We start from the raw sequence: 23,830 nt of genomic DNA, 5'->3' as shown, positions 1-23,830 counted from the left end.
AACAGCGCGCACGGGACTGCCCCCACGGTCAACCTCACATCTTCATGGCCTTTCCGAATTCGGTGGCGTTGATGGCGCCGTCCTTGTCGGTGTCGGCGCTGTCGAACTTGGCGGCCAGGGCGGGCAGGGTGGTGGCCTCGTCCTTGCTGAGCTTGCCGTCGGCGTTCTTGTCGGCCTTGGTGAAGGCTGCCGTGATCTCGGTGTCGGTGGCCGCGGGCTTGGCCGGGGCGGCTGTGCTCTGCGCGTAGGCGCTGCCGGCCACACCCAGGGTGACGCTGGCGATCAGCAGCAGGCTGCGGGCTTCGAATGAGGTGAGACGGACAGATCGTCGGGACATGGGTCACTCCTTGAATGTTGAAGGGACGCCCATTGCACCGTCGATGGCCCCGCAGGGCCAGCGTTTTTGCCGCCTGTTTCCGCATGCATGCTCTGCTTGCCTCAGACACATTTGCGAGCCTTCGCTTACAGCACCACGCCCCCGCCGCCGGCTTTCACGGACAATGGCCCGGTGCGGCGCGCGACAGGCGCGCCGCGGCAGCAGGAGACCCCCATGGGCAACCGCCTATCCCAAATTGCAACCCGCACCGGCGACGCCGGCACCACCGGCCTGGGCGACAACGCCCGCGTGTCCAAGAACAGCCTGCGCGTGCACGCGATGGGCGATGTGGACGAGCTCAACTCCCACATCGGCCTGCTGCTGTGCGAAGACATGCCAGCCGACGTGCGCACGCTGCTGGTCGAGATCCAGCACCAGCTGTTCAACCTCGGTGGCGAGCTGTCCATCCCCGGTTACGAACTGCTCAAGCCAGAGGCCGTGCTGGCGCTGGACGAGGCCCTGGCCACCTACAACGAACAGCTGCCGCGCCTGCAGGAGTTCATCCTGCCGGCGGGCAACCGCGCCGCCAGCCAGGCCCATGTCTGCCGCACCGTGGCGCGCCGCGCCGAGCGTCAGCTGGTGGCCCTGGGCAACGAAGAGGCGATCAAGGAAGCCCCGCGCCAGTACCTCAACCGCCTGTCCGACCTGATGTTCGTGCTCGCGCGCGTGCTCAACCGCATGAACGGCGGCGACGACGTGTACTGGAAGAGCGAGCGCATGCAGCAGGGTGGCCAGGGGTGAAGCCGCTGCTGCTCATGGCGCTGGCACTGGTTCTGTCGGCGCCCGGGGTGGTCGCGGCCGCCGCCAGCCGCGTCGGCCTGGTATGCGAGGCGGTCTATGCGCCGACGCGGGAGATCTGGGTGCGCCGGGTCGAGATCACCTACGACGACCAGCGTGTGAGCGCGGTCGGCATCGACGGCGTGCAGGTGCACAGCTTTGCGGTCGAGGGCACGGTCATCCTCACCGCGCTGGACAACGAGCGCATCCAGATCGACGTGGCGCGGCTGTCCTGGCAGAGCGATTTCCGAGGCCTGGCCCAGTCGCAAGGCCGCTGCGAACGGGCGGTGTGAACCGCCGCCCGCTGGCGGTCAGGTCTCGATGTGCAGGCCGGCCGTGTCGGGCCGCTGGCCGCTGTTCAGCCGGATGCGCAGCGAAAGGTCGGTGCGCGAGTCGGCGTGCTCCACCGCCTGCTCGGCCGTGAGCTCGCCCTGCGTGTACAGGTCGTAGAGCGACTGGTCGAAGGTGCACATGCCCTGCTCGTTGCTCTTGGCCATCGCGTCCTTGATGTCGTCGATCTGCCCCTTCTGGATCAGGTCGGCGATGTAGGGCGAGAGCAGCATCACCTCCACCGCCGGCACCAGCTTGCCCTTCGCCCCGCGGATCAGGCGCTGGCCCACCACGCCCTTGAGGTTGAGCGACAGGTCCATCAGCACCTGCCGGTGGGCCGCTTCCGGGAAGAAGTTGAGGATGCGCTGGATCGCCTGGTTGGCGTTGTTGGCGTGCAGGGTGGACAGACACAGGTGGCCCGTCTCGGCGTAGGCCAGCGCGTGCTGCATGGTGTCCAGGTCGCGGATCTCGCCGATCATGATCACGTCTGGTGCCTCGCGCATGGCGTGCCGCAGGGCCTCGTCGAAGGACTTGGTGTCCAGACCGACCTCGCGCTGGTCGACGATGGACTTGCCATGGCTGTGCTCGAACTCCATCGGGTCTTCGACCGTCAGGATGTGGCCGGCCGCGTTCTGGTTGCGGTGGTCGATCAGCGCCGCCAGCGTGGTGGACTTGCCGGAGCCCGCAGCCCCCACGATCAGCACCAGCCCGCGCTTGAGCATGGACAGGCGGCTGATCGATGCCGGCAGCTTGAGCTCTTCCAGCGAGGGAATGCGGGCATTGACGTGCCGCACCACCACGGCCACGTCGCCCCGCTGGCGGAACACGTTCACCCGGAAGCGGCCCAGGCCGTTGATGGCGATCGCCAGATCACATTCCAGCGTGGCCTCGAACTCGCGGATCTGCGACTCGCGCATCACCGAGTAGGCCAGCCGCTTGATGCGTTCCGGGTTCAGGGGCTCTTCCTGCAGCCGCCGCATGACGCCGTTCACCTTCAGACCGGCCGGGGTGCCGGCCGAGAGGAACAGATCGGAGGCGCCATGCGCGACCATGGCCGACAGGTAGTGGCCGAGGTCGTCTTCTGGCGAGGAAAGGGCGGTGTCCATGGTCCGGCGCAAAAAAGGGATTGTGTTCCTTATCGACGCCGTGCGGCCTGTCTTGACCACTTCTGATCTGTATCAGTCCTTTGCAGGCCAGGCCGGGCCACACTGGCATGCACCGGCACCATGAGCAAGCGTTTTCCCGCCAACCCGCCCCACCCCGAGCGCAATTGCTGGGGTTGCGACCGCTATTGCGCGGCCAACAGCATGCTCTGCGGCAACGGCTCGGAGCGCACCCAGCACCCGGCCGAGCTGTTCGGGCCGGACTGGGACGAATGGGAGGCGCCCACCGAAGCGGAGGCCAGAGCCCCGCTCAGCGGGGTTGAAGCACCGCCATCGTGATGCGCGAGACGCAGGTCAGCTCGCCTGCGTCGTTCTTCAGGTCGATCTGCCAGACCTGGGTCGTGCGGCCGATGTGCACCGGCCGCGTGGTGCCCGTCACCCAGCCGCTGGTGGCGCCCTTGAGGTGGTTGGCGTTGATGTCCAGCCCCACGGCACGGTGGCCGGGTGGGCAGCTGAAGGCGGCGCCGCAGCTGCCCAGGGTCTCGGCCAGCACCACGCTCACGCCGCCGTGCAGCAGGCCATAGGGCTGCTTGGTTCGGGTGTCGACCGGCACGCGGGCGGTGATGAAGTCGTCGCCGACTTCCAGGAACTCCATGCCCAGGTGTTGCACCGCGGTGTCGCGGTGCAGGTCGGCGAGGATCTGCACCGAGATGTCCTGCGTCCAGACGCGGCTCATCGCTTCTTGCCCCCGATCAGCGCCCACAGAATGATCGCGCCGAAGGTGGCGGTACCGATGCCACCGAGCGCGAAGCCGCCGAACTTTAGCGTGTAGTCGCCCGTGCCCAGCACCAGGGTGATGGCGGCGACGAGCAGGTTGCGGTTGTCCGAGAAGTCGACCTTGTTGTCGACCCAGATCTTGGCGCCGGCAATCGCGATCAGGCCGAACACCACGATGGACACGCCGCCCATCACGGCCAGCGGAATCGCCTGGATCAGCGCGCCGAACTTGGGGCTGAAGCCGAGCAGCACGGCCATCAGGCCGGCCACCAGGAACACGGCGGTGGAGTAGATCTTGGTCGCCGCCATCACGCCGATGTTCTCGGCGTAGGTGGTCACGCCGGTGCCGCCGGCGCTGCCGGCCACCATGGTGGCGACGCCATCGCCGATGAAGGCGCGGCCCATGTACTGGTCCAGGTTCTTGCCGGTCATGGCGGTCACGGCCTTGATGTGGCCCAGGTTCTCGGCCACCAGGATGATGGCCACCGGCGCGATCAGCAGCATGGCATTGGCGCTGAACACCGGGGCGCTGAAGTTGGGCATGCCGAACCAGGCGGCGGTGGCGATGCCGCTCAGGTCCAGCGGCTTGCCCAGGCCCATGCCGTTGGTGAGCACGGCGTAGACGATGCTGGCGACGATCAGGCCGACCAGGATCAGCAGGCGCTGCACCATGCCGCTGCTGAACACGGCCACCAGCGCGACGCAGACGAAGGTGATGCCCTGCATCCACTTGTCGAAGTCGGTCGGCGCCATGTTCTTGATCGGGATGCCGGCCAGGTTCAGGCCGATCACCGCCACCACCGCGCCGGTGACCACCGGGGGCATGAAGCGCTCGATCCAGCCGGTGCCGATGGCCTGCACCACCACGCCGATCAGGGTGTAGAGCGCGCCGCAGGCGATGATGCCGCCCAGGGCGACGCCGATGTTGGCGTTGGGGCCGGAGCCGGCGTAGCCGCTGGCCGCGATGACCACGCCGATGAAGGCGAAGCTCGACCCCAGGTAGCTGGGCACCTTGCCGCCGGTGATGAGGAAGAAGATCAGGGTGCCGATGCCGCTCATGAGGATGGCGACGTTGGGGTCGAAGCCCATGAGGATGGGCGCGAGCACGGTGGCGCCGAACATGGCGATCAAATGCTGCACGCCCATCACGCCGGTCTGCGGCCAGGGCAGGCGCTCATCGGGGCCGATGACGCCGCCGTTGGCGAGGGTGGTGGGGGATTTTTCGGTCCAGCTGAGCAGGCCCATGGCTTCTCCTTCTCGTGTTGTGATGGGCCGGGATTCTGCGCGCAAATCGGCCGGCGCACCCATCCGGTGCGGGACAGGCGGGCCGGGCTGCGGCTCAGCCGCCGACGGCCGGCAGCACCGTGCCTTCGCAACGGCCGAAACCGATGCGCGCCGCGCCGGTTTTCTCGCACCAGCCGCGCAGCACCACGGTGTCGCCGTCTTCGAGGAAGGTGCGTGTCTCGCCCGTGGCGGGCAGGGCCACCGCCCGGGTGCCGCCCAGCGAGAGTTCCACGATGGCGCCCGCTTCCTCGTAGGTCGGGCCGGAGATGGTGCCGGTGCCCAGCAGGTCGCCGGGCTGCAGGTTGCAGCCGTTGTTGGCGTGCTGGGTCAGCATCTGCGCGATGGTCCAGTACTGGTGGCGCAAGCTGGTGGCCGAGAGCCGGTCGGGCGCCACGCCCTTGGCGCGGTGCTGCGCCGATTCCAGCAGCACCTCCAGCTGCACGTCCACACCGCCCTGCGCGCTGTTGGCGGGGCTGTCCAGGTAGGGCAGGGGCTGCGGCTCGTCGGCCGGGTGGGCGAAGGGCACGCGGTAGGGCGCCAGCGCTTCCATGGTCACGATCCAGGGCGAGACGCTGGTGCAGAAGTTCTTGCCCAGGAAGGGGCCGAGCGGCGCCATTTCCCAGAACTGGTGGTCGCGCGCCGACCAGTCGTTGAGCAGGCACATGCCGAAGATGTGCTGCTCGGCTTCGCCGATCGGAATGGGCTGGCCCAGTGCGTTGCCGGGGCCGACGTAGAAGCCCATTTCCAGTTCGTAGTCGAGCCGGCGGCAGGGGCCGTACACCGGCGCCGACGCGCCCGGGGCCATGGCCTGGCCATGCGGGCGGTGGAAGGGCGTGCCGCTGATCACCACGCTGGAGGCGCGGCCGTGGTAGGCGATGGGGATCCACTGGAAGTTGGGCGTGAGCGGATCGTCGGGCCGGATCACGCGGCCCACGTTGCGGGCGTGGTGGATGGACGTGTAGAAGTCGGTGTAGTCGCCGATGCGCGTGGGCACGCTGTGTTCCACGGCGCTTTGCGGCACCAGGCATGCGTGCAGGGCGCTCACCAGGGTGGCGTCGGCGTCGTGGCGCAGCGCAGCAAACAGCGCGTGGCGCAGCGCGCGCCAGGCGGCCGGTCCCATGGCCATCAGCCCGTTGAGCGCGGGCTGTGCCGCGGCCCGGGCCGCGTCAGCGGCCAGGTCGCTCAGCACTCCGGACGCCGACACGGCGGCCAGGTCGATCACCTGGTCGCCGATGGCCACGCCACCGCGAAAAGCCGCGGTCGAGCCCCGGCGGCGGAACACGCCGAAGGGCAGGTTCTGGATCGGGAAGTCGCTGCCCGGCCCGTTGGCCGAGGCCAGCCAGCTGCGGGCGGCAGGGTCGTGGGTGTGGTTCAGTTCCATGGCGGACTCCGTTCAGGCCGAGGGCATCAGGGCGTCGTCGAAGATCGCGACCGCGCGCGTCCAGCCGGCCGAAGCGCCGCGGATCTTGTGCGGGAAGCAGGAGATGTAGAAGCCGGTCGGCGGCAGGGCTTCGAGGTTGTGCAGCTTCTCCAGGTGGCAGTAGCCGATGTCGCGGCCGGCCTTGTGGCCTTCCCAGATCAGGCTGGCGTCCTTCGACTCGGCGTATTTCTGCGCGGTGTAGACGAAGGGCGCGTCCCAGCTCCAGGCGTCGGTGCCGGTCAGGCGCACGCCGCGTTCGAGCAGGTACATGGTGGCGTCGTAGCCCATGCCGCAGCCGGCGCTGACGAAGTCGTTGTGGCCGTAGCGGCTGCCGGCACGGGTGTTGACCACCACGATCTCCAGCGGGCTCAGCGTGTGGCCGATGCGCGCCAGCTCGGCCTCGACGTCGGCGGCGGTGACCACGTAGCCGTCGGCGAAGTGGCGGAAGTCCAGCTTCACACCCGGCTGGAAGCACCACTCCAGCGGCACCTCGTCGATGGTCCAGGCCTTCTTCTTCTCGCCCAGCGCCTTGTCCATGGTGCTGTGGAAGTGGTAGGGCGCGTCCAGGTGGGTGCCGTTGTGGGTCGAGAGCTGGATCATCTCCACCGCCCACACGTCGCCGTCGGGCAGGTCTTCCTGCTTCAGGCCCGGGAAGAACGGCGCCATCTGTTCGAACGAGTTCTTGTGGTCGAAGTACTGGATCTTGGGCGCGAAGGCCGGCGGGTCGGAGATGACGTCGTTTTCCAGGTAGATCGAGAGGTCGACAAATCGGCGGGTCATGGGGTGCTCCTTGGGTCTTTGTGATGGTGGGTGGGCGCTTAGGTGTTCACTTCAGCAGCACCAGGCTCAGCGACGGGAAGGCCATCAGCAGCAGCAGCACGCCGACCATGATCAGCGTGAACGGTCCGGTGCCGCGGAAGATGTCGCCCAGGGTGATGCGCGGGTCGTTCAGCGAGCTCTTGACCACGTAGGCCGATAGGCCGAAGGGTGGCGTGAGCAGGCCGATCTCCACCGCCACCACGGTGACCACACCGAACCAGATCAGGTCCATGCCGAACTGCTCGGCGATCGGCAGCATCAGCGGCAGCACGATCAGCAGGATGGACGACGAGTCGATCACCGTGCCCAGCAGGATGATGATGAACACGTAGACCAGCAGGAAAGCAAAGGGCCCGAAGCCGGCGTGGCTGATCAGCTCCATCAGGAACTGCGGCATGCCCGACATGGCCAGCATGCGGGTGTAGATGCTGGCGCAGATGATGAGGAAGCTCACCGCCACGGTCACATGCCCGGTCTCGGTCAGCACCTCCCAGAAGGTGCGCGCCGTGAGCTTGCGCCGCAGTACCGCGATCAGCAGCGCCAGCGCCGCGCCCACCGCGCCGGCCTCGGTGGCGGTGAACAGGCCGCCGTACAGACCGCCCAGCACGCCACCGATCATCAGCACGATGGGCACCAGCTTCAGCGCCATGGTCAGCGGGCTCATGTCCGGCCCGTCGGGCACCGGCATCTCGCCACCGGCGTAGACCATCGAGGGCTTGAAGTAGGCCGCGAGCACGATGCCGATCGCGAACGCCGAGGCCAGCAGCAGGCCGGGCACGATGCCGGCGGTGAACAGGTCGCCCACCGACTGGTTGGCCAGGAAGCCGTAGAGGATCATCAGCAGGCTGGGCGGGATCAGCATGCCCAGCACCGAGGAGCCGGCCACCACGCCCACCGCGAACTTGGGCTGGTAGCCAAAGCGCATCATCTGCGGCACCGCCACGCGGGTGAACACCGCGGCCGAGGCGATGGAGATGCCGGTGATGGCGGCGAACACCGCGTTGGACGCGACGGTGGCCACGCCCAGGCCGCCGCGCAGGCGGCGGAACAGCTGGTTGGCGACCTCGAAGGCGTCCTTGCCGATGTCGGCCCGGGCCACCAGGAAGCCGGTGAGCACGAACAGCGGCACCACGCCGAAGATGTGGCTGGCGATGGCGTCGCTCGACGCCTGCGCCAGCAGGTTGGCGGCCACGCCGATGTCGTCGCGGATGATCCAGACCCCCACGAACGAGACCAGGCCCAGGACCACGGCCACGTGCAGGCCGCCCCAGATGAGCAGCAGCATCAGCACCAGCGAGAGCACGGCGACGGTGGTGGCGCTCATGAGCGGTTCTCCCGCTGGGCCACCAGGCGCTGGCCGCGCTGCAGGTCGAGCACGGCCAGCAGCACAAAGGTCAGCGCCGTCATGGCCAGCCCGATCAGCATCATCAGCCGCACCGGCCAGACCGGCGCGGTGAAGTCGCCCAGCGCCCCCACGTACTCGCGCGAGGCGATGGACTCGATCAGCGAGGGCCAGGCGGCCCAGAGGATCACGGCCATCAAGAGCGCGCCCAGCAGGTGATACAGCGCCTGCAGCCGCGCCGCCAGCACCGGCCGCTCGCGCTTGAGCCGGTCCAGCAGCATGTCGGCGCGGGTGAAGCGGCCGCTGCGCAGCGTGTCGGCCAGCTGCAGGAACACGATGCCCACGATGGACAGCGACACCAGTTCGGTCACGCCGCGCACCGGCGCGTCAAAGCCGGTGCGCCCGACGATGTCGGTGTTGATCAGCAGCATCAGGCCGATGATGAGCAGCGTGCCCAGGGCGTTGAGCGCCTGGGTGATCCGGTGTAGCCCGAAGGGCAGGGGCAGGTTGTAGGCATCCTGCGGAGGGTGGCTCATGGGGACTCCGGGCAGGGGGCTTACTTGACCGACCAGTCGCGCGGCAGCTGGGCACCGCTCTTCTTCAGGCCTTCCATGTAGGCCTTGAGGATCTCGGTGCCGGGTGCGCCCTTGCCCTGCAGGTCGGCGGCCCAGGTCTGCGCCACGTTGGGAATGGTGTCGGCCCAGCGCTGGCGCTCGGCGGCGGGCAGCTCGCTGACGGTGGCGCCGGCGGCGGCCATCTTCTGCAGCAGCGCGTCGGCGGTGGAGCGCTGCGCCTCGGCAAAGCGCTTGTCGTACTCGACGCCGACCTCGCGGAACACCTGCTGCACCTCGGGCGGCATGGCGTCGAAGCGGCGCTTGTTCATCACCACGGCGCCCGCGTACATGGAGCCGAAGTTCACCTTGGTCACGTAGGGCGCCACCTCGTGCAGCTTGGCGCCCCAGGCGCCCGTGCTGAACGTGATGGCGCCGTTGGACACGCCCGACTTGATGTCTTCGTAGTAGGTCGGCAGCGAACCCGCCACGGCGACCGCGCCGGTGTTCTTCACCCAGTTGGCCGAGGGGCCGGGTGCGCTGATCTTCTTGCCCTTGAGGTCGTCGATGGACTTGACCGGGAAGTTGGTCCAGAGGTGGTAGGTGTCCAGCGCGGTGCCGCCCAGGTAGACCAGGCCGTTCTTGGTCCAGGTGTCGCCCATGGCCGGGATCTTCTTCTGCATGTCGGCCACGATGGTGCCGACCGCGCCCAGGTTGTCGGTGCCGAAGGGCGCCACGTAGCTCACGTTCTGCATCGGGAACTTGGCCGCTTCGAACAGCGTGCCGACGAAGCCGAAGTCGGCCACGCCATCGGAAATGCCCTTGGACTCGCTGCCGATCTTGATCAGCGTGCCGCCCCAGGCCTTGGTCCACTCCACCTTGTGCTTGCCGCCGGCCGCGGCCAGGCGCTTGTCCACCTCGGGGATGTAGAACTCGTCCAGCAGCTTGACCCACAGGAACACCGGCGGGTGGCCACCCGCGGCGGTGAGCTTGATGGTCTGCTGCGCGTGGGCGCTGTGCAGGCCCGCGAAGGCGAGGGCCGAGGCGAGCAGGGTGGTCTGGAAGGTGCGTCGTTTCATGCTTGTCTCCGTGAGGTGGTGGAAGGCGAAGGCGCTCTGCGGCGCGGGGACGGGGAAACCGGAATGGAAAGGGGCATCACGGCCGCGATGCCGGCGGTGATGAAGTCGATCAGCAGCGCCGCCGCCTCGGGCGCGCAGACCTGGTTGCGCCCGCGCGAGAGCGTGGGTGCCCGGTGGTCGGTGATGTGGTGCAGCAGCGCGCCCAGCGAAAACTGGTAGGCCCAGGCGGCCCGGGCGCGGTCGTGGCCCGGGCGGGCGGCGTGGATGGCGTCGATGAAGCTGTGGGCCAGCGGGTCGAAGAACTCGGTCAGCACCCGGTGCGTCTCGGGCGTCTGGCGGGCCAGCTCGCGGCCCACCAGCTGGGCGTAGTACTCGCCCTCGGCGCTGGCGCGCTGCACCAGCACTGGCCGAACGAAGGCCTCCACCACCTGGCGCAGGAAGGCCTCGGTCGGCGGGCCGGACAGCACATGCTGCAGCAGCGCCAGACGTTCCTGGATGGTGCCCTGCCAGTGCTGGAAGATGGCGTGGAACAGCTCGCTCTTGGGGCCGTAGTAGTAGCCCACCAGCGCCAATGGCACGCCGGCTTCCTCGGCGATCTGGCGGATCGACACGCCGTGGTAGCCGTGCTGCGCGAACAGCTTTTCGGCCGCCAGCAGGATGGCCATCTGGCGGTCGGGCCGGGGTGCGCTGCGCGCGGAAGCGGCGCGGGAGCGAGGCGGTTGGGTGGCAGGGCGGGTGGCCATGGCCGGTATTGAACGTTTGTACAAGAAAATTGAACACTCGTACAAACCCTGATCTGTGCCCCTTGGCCTCTGGAGCCCGGCACCTCCGGCAGCGCTGGCTTCAGGCCATCACGCCAGCCTCGACCAGAGCGCGGATCTCGGCCTCGCTGAAACCGAACTCGGTCAGCACCTGCGCCGAATGCTGGCCCACGTGCGGCGCGGCGCTCGTGGCGTGCGTGGGCGGTGTGCGGTTGAGCGTGACCGGCAGGCCCAGACCACGCGCGCTGCCGCCGTGTCCGTCGTCCACGTCCACCACCATGCCGATCGCGCGCGTTTGCTCATGGTCCAGGGCCTGGCCGGCGTGGTTCACCGGGCCGCAGGGAACGCCTGCCGCATCGAGCCGGTCGCACCACTGCGCCACGCTGTCACCTGCGAGCACGCCCTCGATCAGTTGCTGCAACTCGGCTCGGTGCAGCACGCGCTTCTGCGGGTGGTTGAAGCGCGGGTCTTCCTGCCACTCGGGGTGGCCCAGCACCTCGCAGATGCGGCGCCAGGCGTTGGGGTTGCCGCCGCCGATCACCAGCCCGCCGTCGGCCGCCTGGAACACCTGGTAGGGCGCGATCAGCGAGTGCGCGGTGCCCAGCGGCGGCGTGTCCAGGCCGGTGGAGAAGTAGTTGGCCGCCAGCCAGTAGGTCTGCTGCATCGCCGCCTGCAGCAGCGAGGTCTCGACGCGCTGGCCCTCGCCGGTCTTGAGCCGGTGGATGTAAGCCGCCAGCACGCCGAAGGCGGCCAGGATGCCGGCGTTGGTGTCGGCGATGGAGATGCCGGGCTTGACCGGCGCACGGCCGGGCTCGCCGGTGGCGGCGATGATGCCGCTGAAGGCCTGCAGGATCAGGTCGAAGCCGCCGCGCTCCTTGAGCGGGCCGGTGAAGCCGTAGCCCGAAATCGAGCAATAGATCAGGCCCGGGTTGTCCGGCCGCAGGTCGTCGTAGCCCAGGCCCAGGCGGTCCATGTAGCCGACGCGGAAGTTCTCGGTGACCACGTCGGCCTGCTGTGCCAGGCGCCGCAGCGCATCGCGGCCCAGCGGGTGGCGGAAGTCCAGCGCCAGCGAGCGCTTGCCGCGGTTGATCATGGCGAAGGAGGGCGGCAGGTCGCTGTCGCCGGGCTTCTGGTACTGGCGGGCGTCGTCGCCGCCGGGAAACTTCTCGACCTTGATCACGTCAGCGCCGAGGTCGGCCAGCATCAGGCCGCAGGTCGGGCCGGCCATGATCTGTGCGACCTCGAGCACGCGCACGCCGGCCAGCGGCAGATGGGGGGCGGCTTGCATTTCAGCGTCCTTTGAAAACCGGGGGGCGGTGTTCGGCCATGGCCTGACGCCCTTCACGAAAATCCTCGCTCGCCGCGCACGCGGCTTCGCGTGCACGCAGCACGGTCATGTCGGCCTGGCCCGCGGCCAGTTCGCTCAACGAGGCCTTGGTGCCCTGCGTGGCCAACGGTGCCAGGGTGGCGACTTGCTGCGCCAGAGCCGACAGGCGCTCGGGCCAGTCGGCCGGCTTGGCCAGCGCCATCAGCACGCCCCAGGCGTGCAGCTGTTCGCTGCTCACCGTGTCGGCGGTCAGGAACAGTTGACGCGCGCGCTCGGGGCCGAAGGCCTGCAGGTAGCGCCGCAAACCACTGGGGTAGTAGTGGAGGCCCAGTGCGCAGGCCGGCATGCGCCAGGACAGTCCGGGCTGGCCGAGGCGCAGGTCGCAGGCGAGCACCAGGTCGGTCGCACCGCCGTAGACGCTGCCGTTGAGCCCGGCGATCAGCACCGGGCGCATGGCAGCGAGGGTGTCGACCGTGCGCTCGAACAGGCGCGGGTCGTGATCGTCACCGTCGAACCCGGCCACGTCGTAGCCGGCACTGAACACCGCGCGGGCCTGCCCCTCCACCTCGGCCGTGAGCACCACCACGCGTATATCTGGCTGCGCGTCGATCGTTGCACACAGGCGCTGGAGTTCGACCAGGTCTGGCGCGCTCAGTCGGTTCAGGCGGCCAGGCCGGCGCAGTGTCAGCGTGGCCACAGGGCCATCCACGCTCAGGCCTGGCGCCTGGCCTTCCTCGCGGTGGTCGGACATGCTCAGTCTTCCGGCGTGAAGCCGGACGCCTTGACCACCGGGCCCCAGCGATTGATGTCGGCCTGCACGGCGGCGGCGAAAGCGGCCGGCGCCTCGGCGGGCACGGCCTCGAAGGCGCCCTTGGCCAGCGCCTCCTGAAAGGCCTTGCTTTGGGCCGCGTCACCGAAGGCCTTGTTCAGCGCGGCGACCACGTTGGCCGGGGTCTTCGCCGGGGCAAACACGCCGAACCATTCGACGGCCGTGGCCTCGCCATGGCCCAGTTCGGCCAGGGTCGGGATCTGCGGCAGCGCCGGTACGCGCTGCGGGCTGCTCACGGCCAGCGCGCGCACCTTGCCTGCCTGGATCTGCGGCAGCGCGTTGGACATCACGCTCACGTTGGCGGCGACCTGGCCGCCGATCAGGTCGGTCATCGCGGGGGCCGCGCCCTTGTAGGCCACGTGCAGCAGGTCGATTCCCCGCGACTTGCCCAGCGAGACGCCGGTGAAGTGCGGCATCGAACCAGCCCCAGACGAACCGTAAGCGCCCAGGTTCGGGTTGGTCTTGGCCCACTGGCCGAACTCCGCCAGGGTCTTCACGCTGGCGGGCACGGCGGGGCCGACCGCGAACACGAAGGGTGCCGCGGCGACACGGGCCACCGGCGCCAAATCGGCGGTGGGGTTGTAGCTGAGCTTTTTGTACAGGTGCGGGTAAAGCACCACCATCGACGCCGGCGTCAGCACCACGGTGCTGCCGTCGGCCTCGGCGTTTTTCACCGTTTCCACCGCGAGGCGGCCGCCGGCGCCGGGCTTGTTCTCGACGATCACCGACGGAGCGAGGCCTTCGAGCTGTTGCACCAGCGCGCGCGCCACGGTGTCGGCCGAGCCGCCAGGCGGGAAGCCGACCACGACCTTCAGCGGTTTGTTCAGCAGCGGGGCGGGCTGCTGGGCGGCCGTCGTACCGACTGCTGTCATCGAGAGGTTGGCCAGGACAGCCAGGGTGAGGGTTCGGCGCTGCATGTTTGTCTCCAAGAGGAATGTTGTGGGAGGGAGGGTAGGTACAACTCGGGATGGGCAGATCAATGCATCACTGACATGATCAGGGATCACATATGTGATCCATCCGCATGCCGCTCACCCCCAACGCCACCCCCGTCAAGTCCGCGCTGCGCGTGCTGGAGCTGCTGGAGTTTTTCGCTGAATGGCGGCGTCCGGCGAGCGTGAAGGAGATCGCGCAGTCCCTGGGCTACCCGCAGTCCAGCACCTCGGTGTTGCTCAAGAGCCTGAAGGAGAGTGGCTATTTCGACCACGACCCCCGCACCGGCATGTATGCGCCCAATGTGCGCCTCTCGCTGGCCACCGCCTGGGTCGAGGAGCAGCTCTACAGTGAGCAGAGCCTGTTACGCATGATGGAACGGGTGCTGGCCGAAACCGGTCACACCGTGATGGTCGGCACCCGCCAGGGCGTGCACGTGCGCTACCTGCACGTGCTGCAGGCCACGCGCGCCGGCAGCTTCCAGAGCAAGAGCGGCCTGCTGCGCCCGCTGTTCCGTAGTGCCACCGGCAAGATGTTGCTGACCACCCTGCCCGAACGCGAGGTGGTACGGCTGCTGCGCCAGGCCAATGCGCAGGAGTCGGACCCGGCACTGCGGGTGGACATCGACCAGGCGCTGGCCGACCGGCGTCGCGCACTGGTCGAGGGCCATGCGATTTCCTGGGGCACCTCTGTGGTGGGTGCGGCGGCGATGGCGGTGCTGCTGCCCGGCAAGGAGCCGGTGACCCTGAGCCTGGGTGGGCCGATCGAGGAAATCCGGCGAGAGCGAGAGACCCTGCTGCAAGTGCTGCAACGCGCCATCGAACCCTTTCGCGCGGTGACAACTGCGCGATAGGCACAGCGGCGCGCCCGCTGCTACCCTGCGCCGCAGGAGACCAAAAAGGCATGGCCACGACACCGCCCCCGTACGTTCCACAGATCCGCCTCTACCAGGACTGGCTGGCCCGCGAACGCGGATTGCGCTTCGAGAGCTACGACGCGCTCTGGCACTGGTCCACCACCGAGCTGGACGCGTTCTGGCAGAGCATCTGGGGCTATTTCGACCTGCACTCGCCCACGCCACACACGGCCGTGCTGGAGCGCAACGTGATGCCCGGGGCGCGCTGGTTCCCGGGGGCGCAGTTCAACTACGCGCAGCAGGTGTTCCGCCATGTCGACGCCGCGCACGCGGCGGGCTTCCTGGCGGTGATCTCGGACAACGAAAAAGGCCAGCGGCGCGAACTGAGCTGGCCCGAGCTGCGGCGCCAGGTCGCCTCGCTTGCGCTGCACCTGCAGGACCAGGGCGTGAAGCCCGGCGACCGCGTGGCCGCCCACCTGCCCAACATCCCCGAGGCCATGGTGGCCTTCCTGGCCGTGGTGAGCATCGGCGGCGTGTGGAGCGTGTGCGCGCCCGACATGGGCACCAACGCCGTGCTCGACCGCTTCAAACAGATCGAGCCGGTGGCGCTGATCGCCTGCGACGGTGTGAGCTACGGCGGCAAGGACCACGACCGCCTGGCCGTGGTGGCCGAGCTGCGCGCCGCGCTGCCGACCGTGCGCCACGTGGTCCTGCACACCAACCTGGCGCAGGAGCCGGCCGAGGTGGACCGCGCGCTGGAGACGGCCCAGCCTTGTGCCGCTTTCAGCACCGCCACCGCGCGCGACGACGCGGCGGTGGCGGCGTTCGAGCCGCTGTGGCTGCCTTTCGACCACCCGCTGTGGATCGTCTACAGCAGCGGCACCACGGGGCTGCCCAAACCCATCGTGCACGGCCACGGCGGCACGGTGATCGTGGCGATGGCGCTCAAGACCCTGCACAACGACGTGGGCTGCAGCTACGCGCCCAACAGCCTCGGCGAGCGCTACCACTGGTACAGCTCCACCGGCTGGGTGATGTGGAACGCGCAGGTCAGCGGCCTGCTGGCCGGCACCACCTGCGTCATCTACGACGGCAACCCCGGCGGCACGAAATACAACCCCGACTGGACCGTGCTCTGGCGCTTCGCGGCGCGCGAAGGCGTGACCTTCTTCGGCGCCGGTGCGGCGTTCTTCGCGAACTGCCTCAAGGCGGGCGTGGACCTCGCGCAGTGTGGCGACCTGTCTTCGATACGGGCCCTGGGCACCACCGGCTCGCCGCTGTCGGAAGACGCGCAGCGCTGGGGCACGTCGCAGTTCGCTGCCATCGCGAAGACCGAAGCACAGAAGGACATCTGGTGGTGCAACATTTCGGGAGGGACGGACTTTGCCGGCGCCTTCATCGGCGGCAACCGCGAGCTGCCGCAGGCCCCCGGCCGCATGCAGTGCCGCCTGCTGGGCTGCGCGGTGGAGTCCTGGGACGAACTGGGCCGCCCGGTGACCGACGCCGTGGGCGAACTGGTCTGTGCCCAGCCCATTCCGTCGATGCCGCTGTACTTCGTCGGCGACCAGAACCACCAGCGCCTGATCGGCAGCTACTTCGACACCTTCCCCGCCGGCCACGGCAGAAAGCCTGGGGGCGGCGACCTTGAGAACGAGGCCGGCGCCGTCTGGCGCCATGGCGACTGGCTGCGCATCTTCCCCGACGGTTCCTGCGTCATCTACGGCCGCTCCGACGCCACCATCAACCGCCACGGCCTGCGCATGGGCACCAGCGAGCTCTACAGCGCCGTCGAGGCCATGCCCGAGGTGCTCGACAGCATGGTGGTGGACCTCGAATACCTGGGGCGCGAGAGCTTCATGCCGCTGTTCGTCGTGCTGCGGCCCGGCCTCACGCTCGACGACACCCTCAGCGCGAAGATCGGCGCCGCCATCCGCACCGCGCTCTCGCCGCGCTTCGTGCCCGACCAGATCCTGCAGGTCGCCGAGATCCCGCGCACCCTCTCGGGCAAGAAGCAGGAGCTGCCGATCAAGAAATTGCTGCTCGGCCAGCCGCTGGACAAGGTGATCAACCGCGAGGCCATGGCCAACCCCGGCTGCCTGGACTGGTACGTGGCCTACGCGCGCCAGCGGGCCGGCGCCACCCCCGCCTGAAGCCCCGGCCCGTACATGGTGAAACCGCTTGTTACTGGTCAAGCCGCCCGATTTGCAGAACACTCCGGGTTGATCGCGCTGCCATACGCCCTGTCCGGCGCGCAGCCGCCGATCAGATCGGAGGACGCAGATGAACCGCGGCATTTCTCCTGTGCAGTCCGAGGGCCTTTTCGAGCCCCTGGACATTGACATCGACAGCCTGGACCACGCGCTGATGGACCTGCTGACGAGCGACTGGCAGACCCTGGACGATGGCGAGCTGCGGGACACGGCCCTGGTGGCTCCAGAGCACGTCCCGACCGTGCCCGACAGCTTGAGGTGAGGGCGCCTGCACGGGATCGTGGTCTGGCGTAGCATGCCGGACCTCATCCACCACCCGTCTGCAAGCCCATGCCCATCACCCTCTCCTCCGCCAGCCTGCCCGTCTTCCAGACCGCCCTGTCCAACCTCGTGCACTGCCTGAAGAAGGCAGAGGCCAACGCGGCCGCGCGCAAGTTCGACCCCGACGTGTTCGTCACCATGCGCCTGGCGCCCGACATGCTGCCGTTTGCGGCGCAGATCCGCATCGCCTGCGACGCCGCCAAGAACGGCACCGCACGCCTGGCCGGCATCGAGGCGCCCAAGTTCGAAGACAACGAAACCACCTTCGCCGACCTGCAGGCCCGCATCGTCAAGACGCTGGACTGGCTGGCCACCGTGCCGGCCGCGTCCATCGACGGCCGCGAGGACGCCGACATCACCTTCCCCGTCGGCCGCGACAAGACCCGCACCATGACCGGCGAGGCGTATCTGAAGCACTGGGCCATCCCCAACCTGTTCTTCCACGTCACCACCGCCTACGCCCTGCTGCGCCACAGCGGCGTGGACCTGGGCAAGGTGGACTACCTGGCGGGCGCGCAGGCCGGCGCCTGAACCCAGGGCAGGGGCGGCGTCTCCGGCGCGACTGAAAGCGCGCTGGCCCCGGGGCCGCCCCGGTTCCCAGCGGGCGCGGGGCCGGCTATGTTGGCGGGCCGGTCCAACCCCACCCGCAGGAGACACGCATGAGCCTTCCTCACCGCCCCGTCGCCCTCAACCGCCGCCAGGTCATCGCCTCGGCCGCCGCGCTCGCCGCCCCCGCCCTGCTGCCGGCCCATGTGCTGGCGCAGGACAAATTCCCCAACCGCCCGATCAAGCTCATCGCGCCCTGGCCCACCGGCGGCAGCAGCGACGCGGTGATGCGCGCCTTTGCCGACAGTGCGGGCAAGGCCCTGGGCGCCACGGTCATCGTGGAGAACAAGCCCGGCGCCGGCGGCACGCTGGGGGCTTCGGCCATGGTCAGCGCCGCGCCCGATGGCTACACCCTCACGCAGCTGCCGCTGGGCATCTACCGCCTGCCGCACATGCAGACGATGAACTTCGACCCGGTGAAAGACCTCACCCACATCGTCTGCCTCACGGGCTACACCTTCGGCATCGCCTGTACCGCCGACGCGCCCTTCAAGACGCTCAAGGACATGGTGGCCTATGCCAAGGCCAACCCCGGCAAGCTCGAATACGGCCACACCGGCACCGGCACCACGCCGCACCTGGCCATCGAGGAGTTCAGCGACAAGGCCGGCATCCAGCTCAACCCGATCCCGTTCAAGGGTTCGGCCGAAATCATGCAGGCCATCCTGGGCGGGCACATCCGCATGATGAGTGGCACCACCGAATTTGCGCCGCATGTGCAGAGCGGCAAGCTGCGCCTGCTGGCCACGCTGGGCAGCCAGCGCAACAAGGCCTTCCCCGATGTGCCCACCGTCAAGGAAAGCGGCTGGGACACCATCACCGAATCGCCCTTCGGCATCGGTGGCCCCAAAGGCATGGACCCGGCCGTGGTGAAGGTGCTGCACGACGCGTTCAGGAAGACCCTGGAAGACCCGGCCGTGCTCGCCACGCTCGACAAGTTCTTCCAGCCGGTGATCTACATGAACAGCGCCGACTACCAGGCCTACGGCGAGCGCACCTTCAAGGCCGAGAAGGCGACGATCGAGCGGCTGGGGCTGGCGAAGAAGGGGTGACGGGTGGTGGACCGGCTGGTGCCCGTGCCGAGTTTCATCTGACGTTGCATGAGAAACTTTCGGTTCAATGCAACGGGAGATGAATCACATGACGGGTAGCTGGCAGGACCAAGAGAAGGTGTTTCGGTCAGCCTTGGCGCTAGATGAAGAGGGTCGCTCTGTGGAGGCGTTGGCTGTGTTGGCGCCCTTGGTGCTTCCGAGGGACAACCCGCGTTACCTCGTGGCTTACGCGCAGTGCCTTACTCGTGCAGGTTGTGACTGGGAGGAGGCTGTCTCGTGCTTACGGGAGGCGCTCAGGATTGAACCAAGGTATCTGGAAGGGCCTACGCGGTTATTGCTGGCCGACCTGCTGTTTCACAACGGACGTAGGCAGGAGGCCATAGAGCAATGGCGCATAGTGGCGAAGATGCTGCCAGACGGCACAGGATATGGCGCTGTGCCAGATGAGGCGGTCATCATGTTGGGCAAACACGATATCTGAATAGGCGCCGTGGAGCACGTCCAAAGGTTGCAGGTCACCCCCGCACCAGACAAGCCGCAATCCGCGTCCCCTCCGCAAACACGAAGTCCTTGAAGGCCTGGTTGACGCCGTTGAGCGCGGCGTCGCGGCGGTGGATGAAGCACCAGTCGATGTACTTGGGCATGTCGGCCAGGTCGAGCACGGCGATGCGGCCGGCTTCCAGTTCCACCTGGAACACGTGGGCCGAGAGGAAGCTCACGCCCAGGCCTTCCATCACCGCGTGCTTCACCGTCTCGTTGCCCGAGAGTTCCAGCCGCTGGCGCACCTGGATCGATTGCGCCTGCAGCAGCTGTTCGAGGAACAGCCGGGTCGATGAACCCGGCTCGCGGAAGATGAAGTCCTCCTGCCGCAGGTCGGTCCACTCCAGCGCGCTGCGCTTGGCCAGCGGGTGGTTCACCGAGGCCACGATGCAGTGCGGATGCCGCGCGAAGCTGTGCGCCTCCACGTCGGCTTCCGACGGTGGGTAGCCGGTGATGGCGATGTCCAGCCGCCGCTCGGCCAGCAGGTCCAGGATCTCGCCGCGCTTGGCCACCGTGAGCTTGAGGTGCACGTCCGGGTGGCGCTGGTGGAACTCGCTGAGCAGGCGCGGCGCGAAGTAGTTGGCGGTCTGCACCACGCCCAGGTGCAGCAGGCCGCGCAGCCCGCGCGCGGTTTCCTTGCTGCCGTCGCTGGCGTAGAAGGCCATCGCCTCTTCGGCCGCGCGCACCTGCGCCAGGATGATGCGCGCGTGCATCAGCAGCTCCTGCCCGGCGTCGCTCAGGCGGCGGCGGTCGGCAGGGTCGAACAGGGCGGTGCCCAGCGCCTGCTCGATCTGGCGCACCGCCATCGACACGGCCGGCTGCGTCATCTCCAGCTGTTCGGCCGCGCGCGAGAAGCTGGCGCTGGTGGCCACGGCCTCGAACACGCGCAGCTGGCGCACCTTCAACTGCATCATGTGATTTCTCCTCGGGACATTCCCGCAGCCAGCGGCCGATGCTGCACTGCGATGGGGCGGGTTTTGGGCGTTTTCGGGCTGAATATAAGGTGATTTGATGGAAACAATAAAAAGCCATCAATAGCCCGAATACAGTCCGGTCCCTAGCATCCGGGCCCATGAACACCGCCACCACCCCTTTTCCCCGCTGGGACGACGCCGCCACCGCCGGCATGGACGAGCCCCGCCTGCTTCTGTACCGCTCCAACCTGCTGGGTTCGGACCTGCGCATCACCAACTACGGTGGTGGCAACACCTCGGCCAAGATCGTCCACAAGGACCCGCTGACCGGCCAGGACGTGGAAGTGCTCTGGGTCAAAGGCTCGGGCGGCGATGTCGGCTCGATGAAGCTCGACGGCTTCTCCACCCTCTACATGGACAAGCTGCGCGCGCTGCAGGGCCTGTACCGCGGCCTCGAACACGAGGACGAGATGGTTGGCTACCTGCCGCACTGCACCTTCAACCTCAACACCCGCGCCGCGTCCATCGACACGCCGCTGCACTCCTCGCTGCCCTACGCCCACGTCGACCACATGCACCCCGACGCGGTGATCGCGATCGCGGCCATGGCGAACTCCGAGGCCATCACGCAAAAGGTCTTCGGCGGCACCGTGGGCTGGATGCCCTGGCTGCGTCCGGGCTACGAACTGGGCCAGCAGCTCAAGGCCTACAACGAGGCCCATCCCGGCCTGCGCGGCATCGTGCTGGGCGGCCACGGCCTGTTCAGCTGGGGCGAGACGTCCAAGGCCTGTTACGAGAACACGGTGAACCTGATCGAGACCGCGCAGAACTGGCTGGCCGCCGAGCGCGCCGAGAAGAAGGTGCAGGTCTTCGGCGGCGCCAAGGTCGAATCGCTGCCCGAGGCGCAGCGCGACACCACGCTGGCGCGCGTGCTGCCGGTGCTGCGCGGCTTGGCCAGCGCGGCCGGCGGCCACAAGCTGCTGCACCTCAACACCTCGGCCGAGGTGATGCAGTTCGTCAACTCCGCCGAGCTGGAGCCGCTGGCGGCGCTGGGCACCTCGTGTCCCGACCACTTCCTGCGCACCAAGATCCGTCCGCTGATCGTGCCCCAGTCGGTCTACAGCCTGGAAGGCGCCGCGCTCAAGGACGCGCTGAACCAGCTGCTGGCCGACTACCGCGCCGACTACGCCGCCTACTACGAGCGCTGCAAGCGCCCGACGAGCCCGGCCCTGCGCGACCCCAACCCGGTGGTGCTGCTGCTGCCGCGCATCGGCATGGTCACCATCGCCAAGGACAAGGCCACGGCCCGCATCGCCGGCGAGTTCTATGTGAACGCCATCAACGTGATGCGCGAGGCCAACGCGGTGGACCGCTACGTCGGCCTGCCCGAGCAGAAGGCCTTCGACATCGAGTACTGGCTGCTTGAAGAAGCCAAGCTGCAGCGCATGCCCAGGCCCAAGCCCCTGGTCGGCCGCGTGGCCTTCATCACCGGCGGCGCGGGCGGCATCGGCCAGGCGATTGCCAGGCGCATGCTGCAGGAGGGCGCCTGCGTGGTGCTGGCCGACATCGACCAGGCCGCGCTGGACAGCGTCACCGCCGACCTGGCCAAGGCCCACGGCAAGGACCATGTGCGCGGCGTGCTGTGCAACGTGACCGACGAGGCCTCGGTGATCGGTGCCTACGGCCGCGCGGCCATCGAGTTCGGCGGCGTCGACATCCTGGTCAGCAACGCCGGCATCGCCTCGGCCGCGCCGATCGAAGACACCTCGCTGGAGCTGTGGAACCGCAACCAGAGCATCCTGGCCACCGGCTACTTCCTGGTCGGCCGCGAGGCCTTCAAGGTGATGAAGGCGCAGGGCGTGGGCGGATCCATCGTGATGATCGCCAGCAAGAACGGCATGGTCGCCAGCAACCAGGCCACGGCCTACTGCGCCGCCAAGGCCGCCGAGATCCAGCTCTCGCGCAGCTTCGCGCTCGAAGGCGCGCCGCTGGGCATCCGCTCCAACGTGGTCAACCCCGACGCCGTGATCCGCGGCTCCAAGATCTGGACTGGCAAGTGGAGCGAAGAGCGCGCCGCCGCCAACAAGATCGGCGAGGGCGACCTCGAAGCCTTCTACCGCGACCGCTCGATGCTCAAGCGCAGCGTGTTCCCCGAGGACATCGCCGAAGCCACGTATTTCTTTGCCTGCGAAGACCTCAGCGCCAAGAGCACCGGCAACATCCTCAACGTCGACGCCGGCAACCTCGCAGCCTTCACCCGCTGACCCGCGCCGCGACACCGGAGACCTCCATGAACCTGATCGCCGCCGACGCCATCGCGTCGCACAACGAACCCCAGCTGCGCCATGTGCAGAGCGACTACGAGCACCTGGGCGAGCAGCTTGCGCGCCGCCACATCGACATCGACGCCGTGCGCCAGCAGGTCGCGGCCTTCGGTGTCGCCATCCCCAGCTGGGGCGTGGGCACGGGCGGCACGCGCTTCGCGCGTTTCCCCGGCCAGGGCGAGCCGCGCCACGTGTTCGACAAGCTGCAGGACTGCGGCGTGATCCAGCAGCTGGCGCGCGCCACGCCCACGGTCAGCCTGCACATCCCATGGGACAAGTGCAGCGATTGGAGCGAGCTGCGCCAGGCCGCGGCCTCGGCCGGCCTCGCTTTCGACGCGATGAACTCCAACACCTTCAGCGACCAGCCTGGCCAGGCCCACAGCTACAAGTTCGGCAGTCTCACGCACACCGACGCCGCCACCCGCGCGCAGGCCGTGGCGCACAACCTGGAATGCATCGAGATCGGGAAAGCGCTGGGCTCGAAGGCGCTGACGGTCTGGGTCGGTGACGGCAGCAACTTCCCCGGCCAGCAGCACTTCCGCCGCGCCTTCGACCGCTACCTGGAGAGCGCGCAGCAGATCTACGCCGCGCTGCCGGACGGCTGGCGCATGATGCTCGAGCACAAGATCTGCGAGCCGGCCTTCTACGCCACCGTGATCCAGGACTGGGGCTCCAGCTTCCTGGCCGCGCAGGCTCTCGGCCCGAAAGCGCAGTGCCTGGTGGACCTCGGCCACCACGCGCCCAATGTGAACATCGAGCTGATCGTGGCGCGCCTGATCGCCGCCGGCAAGCTTGCGGGCTTCCACTTCAACGACAGCAAGTACGGCGACGACGACCTCGACGCCGGCAGCGTCAGCCCCTACCGCCTGTTCCTGGTGTTCAACGAGCTGGTGGCCGCGGCACACGAAGGTGTGGCGTTCGATCCGGCCTACATGCTGGACCAGAGCCACAACGTCACCGACCCGATCGAGAGCCTGATGACCAGCGCGATCCAGGTGCAGCGCAGCTACGCGCAGGCCCTGCTTGTGGACCGCGCCGCGCTCGACGCTGCGCAGCAGGCCAACGATGCGCTCACCGCCACGCACCTGCTCAAGCAGGCCTTCCAGACCGACGTGACCCCGCTGCTGCAGCAGGTGCGGCTGGACGCGGGCGGCGCCATCGACCCGGTGGCCGCCTACCGCGCCAGCGGCTACCGCCAGCGTGTCGCCGGCGAACGCCCGGCCGCGGCCGGTGGTGGCGGCGGCATCGTCTGAACCGAACACCCGGCGCTGCGGGGCAGCGCCGGCCCCATCCCGATCG

The 23,830-nt window shown here is 68.4% G+C and carries 24 protein-coding genes; 10 read left to right on the top strand and 14 right to left on the bottom strand.

Features of this window, described 5'->3' with window-relative positions; all coding sequences use genetic code 11:
• Positions 1 to 34: 34 nt before the first annotated feature.
• Positions 35 to 337: an EF-hand domain-containing protein gene (locus tag HFL01S_RS19870; protein WP_066261771.1), complete on the bottom strand. Its 303-nt coding sequence runs from the start codon at positions 335 to 337 to the stop codon at positions 35 to 37.
• Between the two features lie 213 nt (positions 338 to 550).
• Between HFL01S_RS19870 and HFL01S_RS19865 the strand changes: the two genes are divergently transcribed.
• Together HFL01S_RS19865 and HFL01S_RS19860 are read left to right on the top strand one after the other, a co-directional pair.
• Positions 551 to 1,117 carry a cob(I)yrinic acid a,c-diamide adenosyltransferase gene (locus tag HFL01S_RS19865; RefSeq protein ID WP_066261769.1) on the top strand — a complete coding sequence of 189 codons (567 nt, stop codon included), beginning with the start codon at positions 551 to 553 and terminating at the stop codon, positions 1,115 to 1,117.
• Positions 1,114 to 1,446 (top strand): hypothetical protein, encoded by a 333-nt coding sequence (locus HFL01S_RS19860; RefSeq protein WP_066261763.1) that lies wholly within the window; start codon positions 1,114 to 1,116, stop codon positions 1,444 to 1,446. Before HFL01S_RS19865 ends, HFL01S_RS19860 begins: the two co-directional genes overlap by 4 nt.
• 18 nt (positions 1,447 to 1,464) lie before the next feature.
• Here HFL01S_RS19860 and HFL01S_RS19855 read toward each other — a convergent pair whose 3' ends face one another.
• Positions 1,465 to 2,589 (bottom strand): PilT/PilU family type 4a pilus ATPase, encoded by a 1,125-nt coding sequence (locus HFL01S_RS19855; protein WP_066261761.1) that lies wholly within the window; start codon positions 2,587 to 2,589, stop codon positions 1,465 to 1,467.
• A gap of 120 nt (positions 2,590 to 2,709) precedes the next feature.
• Here HFL01S_RS19855 and HFL01S_RS24805 point away from each other — a divergent pair, with 120 nt between their 5' ends.
• A complete protein-coding gene (locus tag HFL01S_RS24805) occupies positions 2,710 to 2,925 on the top strand; it encodes a DUF3079 domain-containing protein (RefSeq protein WP_084383516.1) in 216 nt (71 codons plus the stop codon).
• Here HFL01S_RS24805 and HFL01S_RS19850 read toward each other — a convergent pair.
• The 11 genes from HFL01S_RS19850 to HFL01S_RS19800 all read right to left on the bottom strand — a co-directional run bounded on the left by HFL01S_RS19850 (position 2,897) and on the right by HFL01S_RS19800 (position 13,692).
• A complete protein-coding gene (locus tag HFL01S_RS19850) occupies positions 2,897 to 3,322 on the bottom strand; it encodes a hotdog fold thioesterase (RefSeq protein WP_066261758.1) in 426 nt (141 codons plus the stop codon). The genes HFL01S_RS24805 and HFL01S_RS19850 overlap by 29 nt on opposite strands.
• Positions 3,319 to 4,608, bottom strand: coding sequence for a solute carrier family 23 protein (locus HFL01S_RS19845; RefSeq protein WP_066261756.1), 1,290 nt, complete (start codon positions 4,606 to 4,608; stop codon positions 3,319 to 3,321). The genes HFL01S_RS19850 and HFL01S_RS19845 overlap by 4 nt, the downstream gene beginning before the upstream one ends.
• A gap of 94 nt (positions 4,609 to 4,702) precedes the next feature.
• Positions 4,703 to 6,028, bottom strand: coding sequence for a fumarylacetoacetase (gene fahA / locus HFL01S_RS19840; RefSeq protein ID WP_066261755.1), 1,326 nt, complete (start codon positions 6,026 to 6,028; stop codon positions 4,703 to 4,705).
• Between the two features lie 12 nt (positions 6,029 to 6,040).
• Positions 6,041 to 6,847: a cyclase family protein gene (locus HFL01S_RS19835; RefSeq protein ID WP_066152237.1), complete on the bottom strand. Its 807-nt coding sequence runs from the start codon at positions 6,845 to 6,847 to the stop codon at positions 6,041 to 6,043.
• Between the two features lie 46 nt (positions 6,848 to 6,893).
• Positions 6,894 to 8,210, bottom strand: a complete 1,317-nt coding sequence (locus HFL01S_RS19830) for a TRAP transporter large permease (RefSeq protein ID WP_066261753.1) — start codon at positions 8,208 to 8,210, stop codon at positions 6,894 to 6,896.
• The gene (locus HFL01S_RS19825; protein ID WP_066261748.1) at positions 8,207 to 8,764 is read right to left on the bottom strand and encodes a TRAP transporter small permease subunit; all 558 of its coding nucleotides are present in this window, start codon (positions 8,762 to 8,764) and stop codon (positions 8,207 to 8,209) included. Before HFL01S_RS19825 ends, HFL01S_RS19830 begins: the two co-directional genes overlap by 4 nt.
• A gap of 20 nt (positions 8,765 to 8,784) precedes the next feature.
• Positions 8,785 to 9,858 (bottom strand): C4-dicarboxylate TRAP transporter substrate-binding protein, encoded by a 1,074-nt coding sequence (locus tag HFL01S_RS19820; RefSeq protein WP_066261746.1) that lies wholly within the window; start codon positions 9,856 to 9,858, stop codon positions 8,785 to 8,787.
• Positions 9,855 to 10,601, bottom strand: coding sequence for a TetR/AcrR family transcriptional regulator (locus HFL01S_RS19815; RefSeq protein WP_066261743.1), 747 nt, complete (start codon positions 10,599 to 10,601; stop codon positions 9,855 to 9,857). The genes HFL01S_RS19820 and HFL01S_RS19815 overlap by 4 nt, the downstream gene beginning before the upstream one ends.
• Positions 10,602 to 10,701: 100 nt before the next feature.
• Entirely contained in the window at positions 10,702 to 11,907 is a 1,206-nt protein-coding gene (locus tag HFL01S_RS19810) for a CaiB/BaiF CoA transferase family protein (RefSeq protein ID WP_066261741.1), read from the bottom strand.
• 1 nt (position 11,908) lies between these two features.
• Complete coding sequence (locus tag HFL01S_RS19805) at positions 11,909 to 12,697, bottom strand: enoyl-CoA hydratase/isomerase family protein (protein WP_066261739.1); 789 nt, start codon at positions 12,695 to 12,697, stop codon at positions 11,909 to 11,911.
• Positions 12,698 to 12,699: 2 nt separating this feature from the next.
• On the bottom strand, positions 12,700 to 13,692 hold the full coding sequence (locus HFL01S_RS19800; RefSeq protein ID WP_066261733.1) for a Bug family tripartite tricarboxylate transporter substrate binding protein: 993 nt from the start codon (positions 13,690 to 13,692) through the stop codon (positions 12,700 to 12,702).
• Between the two features lie 107 nt (positions 13,693 to 13,799).
• On the opposite strand from HFL01S_RS19800, the gene HFL01S_RS19795 reads away from it, so the two are divergent.
• The 5 genes from HFL01S_RS19795 (at position 13,800) to HFL01S_RS19775 (ending at position 18,753) form a co-directional block, all read left to right on the top strand.
• The gene (locus HFL01S_RS19795) at positions 13,800 to 14,561 is read left to right on the top strand and encodes an IclR family transcriptional regulator (RefSeq protein WP_066261731.1); all 762 of its coding nucleotides are present in this window, start codon (positions 13,800 to 13,802) and stop codon (positions 14,559 to 14,561) included.
• 50 nt (positions 14,562 to 14,611) lie between these two features.
• The gene (locus HFL01S_RS19790; protein ID WP_066261727.1) at positions 14,612 to 16,714 is read left to right on the top strand and encodes an acetoacetate--CoA ligase; all 2,103 of its coding nucleotides are present in this window, start codon (positions 14,612 to 14,614) and stop codon (positions 16,712 to 16,714) included.
• A 130-nt stretch (positions 16,715 to 16,844) separates the two neighbouring features.
• A complete protein-coding gene (locus HFL01S_RS19785) occupies positions 16,845 to 17,036 on the top strand; it encodes a hypothetical protein (protein ID WP_066261725.1) in 192 nt (63 codons plus the stop codon).
• A 68-nt stretch (positions 17,037 to 17,104) separates the two neighbouring features.
• The gene (locus HFL01S_RS19780) at positions 17,105 to 17,626 is read left to right on the top strand and encodes a DUF1993 domain-containing protein (RefSeq protein ID WP_066261723.1); all 522 of its coding nucleotides are present in this window, start codon (positions 17,105 to 17,107) and stop codon (positions 17,624 to 17,626) included.
• A gap of 128 nt (positions 17,627 to 17,754) precedes the next feature.
• Positions 17,755 to 18,753, top strand: coding sequence for a tripartite tricarboxylate transporter substrate binding protein (locus HFL01S_RS19775; protein ID WP_066261720.1), 999 nt, complete (start codon positions 17,755 to 17,757; stop codon positions 18,751 to 18,753).
• A gap of 515 nt (positions 18,754 to 19,268) precedes the next feature.
• Here the strand turns inward: HFL01S_RS19775 and HFL01S_RS19765 are convergent.
• Complete coding sequence (locus HFL01S_RS19765; RefSeq protein ID WP_066261715.1) at positions 19,269 to 20,207, bottom strand: LysR substrate-binding domain-containing protein; 939 nt, start codon at positions 20,205 to 20,207, stop codon at positions 19,269 to 19,271.
• Between the two features lie 158 nt (positions 20,208 to 20,365).
• On the opposite strand from HFL01S_RS19765, the gene HFL01S_RS19760 reads away from it, so the two are divergent.
• Both HFL01S_RS19760 and rhaI read left to right on the top strand, forming a co-directional pair.
• Positions 20,366 to 22,471 carry a bifunctional rhamnulose-1-phosphate aldolase/short-chain dehydrogenase gene (locus tag HFL01S_RS19760; RefSeq protein ID WP_066261708.1) on the top strand — a complete coding sequence of 702 codons (2,106 nt, stop codon included), beginning with the start codon at positions 20,366 to 20,368 and terminating at the stop codon, positions 22,469 to 22,471.
• A 26-nt stretch (positions 22,472 to 22,497) separates the two neighbouring features.
• Positions 22,498 to 23,784 carry an L-rhamnose catabolism isomerase gene (gene rhaI, locus HFL01S_RS19755; protein WP_066261707.1) on the top strand — a complete coding sequence of 429 codons (1,287 nt, stop codon included), beginning with the start codon at positions 22,498 to 22,500 and terminating at the stop codon, positions 23,782 to 23,784.
• Positions 23,785 to 23,830 lie beyond the last annotated feature (46 nt).

Source organism: Hydrogenophaga flava NBRC 102514 (genome assembly GCF_001571145.1).
GTDB classification, from domain to species: domain Bacteria; phylum Pseudomonadota; class Gammaproteobacteria; order Burkholderiales; family Burkholderiaceae_C; genus Hydrogenophaga; species Hydrogenophaga flava.
Note: the sequence above shows the minus strand (reverse complement) of the source record. Positions and strands in the feature narration are given on the sequence as shown.

Coding starts and splice junctions, on each gene's coding strand:
- HFL01S_RS19870 (WP_066261771.1), bottom strand. CDS start 337: ATGTCCCGACGATCTGTCCGTCTCACCTCATTCGAAGCCCGCAGCCTG.
- HFL01S_RS19850 (WP_066261758.1), bottom strand. CDS start 3,322: ATGAGCCGCGTCTGGACGCAGGACATCTCGGTGCAGATCCTCGCCGAC.
- HFL01S_RS19825 (WP_066261748.1), bottom strand. CDS start 8,764: ATGAGCCACCCTCCGCAGGATGCCTACAACCTGCCCCTGCCCTTCGGG.
- HFL01S_RS19780 (WP_066261723.1), top strand. CDS start 17,105: ATGCCCATCACCCTCTCCTCCGCCAGCCTGCCCGTCTTCCAGACCGCC.
- HFL01S_RS19815 (WP_066261743.1), bottom strand. CDS start 10,601: ATGGCCACCCGCCCTGCCACCCAACCGCCTCGCTCCCGCGCCGCTTCC.
- HFL01S_RS19765 (WP_066261715.1), bottom strand. CDS start 20,207: ATGATGCAGTTGAAGGTGCGCCAGCTGCGCGTGTTCGAGGCCGTGGCC.
- HFL01S_RS19835 (WP_066152237.1), bottom strand. CDS start 6,847: ATGACCCGCCGATTTGTCGACCTCTCGATCTACCTGGAAAACGACGTC.
- HFL01S_RS19845 (WP_066261756.1), bottom strand. CDS start 4,608: ATGGGCCTGCTCAGCTGGACCGAAAAATCCCCCACCACCCTCGCCAAC.
- HFL01S_RS19800 (WP_066261733.1), bottom strand. CDS start 13,692: ATGCAGCGCCGAACCCTCACCCTGGCTGTCCTGGCCAACCTCTCGATG.
- HFL01S_RS19775 (WP_066261720.1), top strand. CDS start 17,755: ATGAGCCTTCCTCACCGCCCCGTCGCCCTCAACCGCCGCCAGGTCATC.
- HFL01S_RS24805 (WP_084383516.1), top strand. CDS start 2,710: ATGAGCAAGCGTTTTCCCGCCAACCCGCCCCACCCCGAGCGCAATTGC.
- HFL01S_RS19790 (WP_066261727.1), top strand. CDS start 14,612: ATGGCCACGACACCGCCCCCGTACGTTCCACAGATCCGCCTCTACCAG.
- HFL01S_RS19785 (WP_066261725.1), top strand. CDS start 16,845: ATGAACCGCGGCATTTCTCCTGTGCAGTCCGAGGGCCTTTTCGAGCCC.
- HFL01S_RS19830 (WP_066261753.1), bottom strand. CDS start 8,210: ATGAGCGCCACCACCGTCGCCGTGCTCTCGCTGGTGCTGATGCTGCTG.
- HFL01S_RS19795 (WP_066261731.1), top strand. CDS start 13,800: ATGCCGCTCACCCCCAACGCCACCCCCGTCAAGTCCGCGCTGCGCGTG.
- rhaI (WP_066261707.1), top strand. CDS start 22,498: ATGAACCTGATCGCCGCCGACGCCATCGCGTCGCACAACGAACCCCAG.
- HFL01S_RS19820 (WP_066261746.1), bottom strand. CDS start 9,858: ATGAAACGACGCACCTTCCAGACCACCCTGCTCGCCTCGGCCCTCGCC.
- fahA (WP_066261755.1), bottom strand. CDS start 6,028: ATGGAACTGAACCACACCCACGACCCTGCCGCCCGCAGCTGGCTGGCC.
- HFL01S_RS19865 (WP_066261769.1), top strand. CDS start 551: ATGGGCAACCGCCTATCCCAAATTGCAACCCGCACCGGCGACGCCGGC.
- HFL01S_RS19810 (WP_066261741.1), bottom strand. CDS start 11,907: ATGCAAGCCGCCCCCCATCTGCCGCTGGCCGGCGTGCGCGTGCTCGAG.
- HFL01S_RS19760 (WP_066261708.1), top strand. CDS start 20,366: ATGAACACCGCCACCACCCCTTTTCCCCGCTGGGACGACGCCGCCACC.
- HFL01S_RS19855 (WP_066261761.1), bottom strand. CDS start 2,589: ATGGACACCGCCCTTTCCTCGCCAGAAGACGACCTCGGCCACTACCTG.
- HFL01S_RS19805 (WP_066261739.1), bottom strand. CDS start 12,697: ATGTCCGACCACCGCGAGGAAGGCCAGGCGCCAGGCCTGAGCGTGGAT.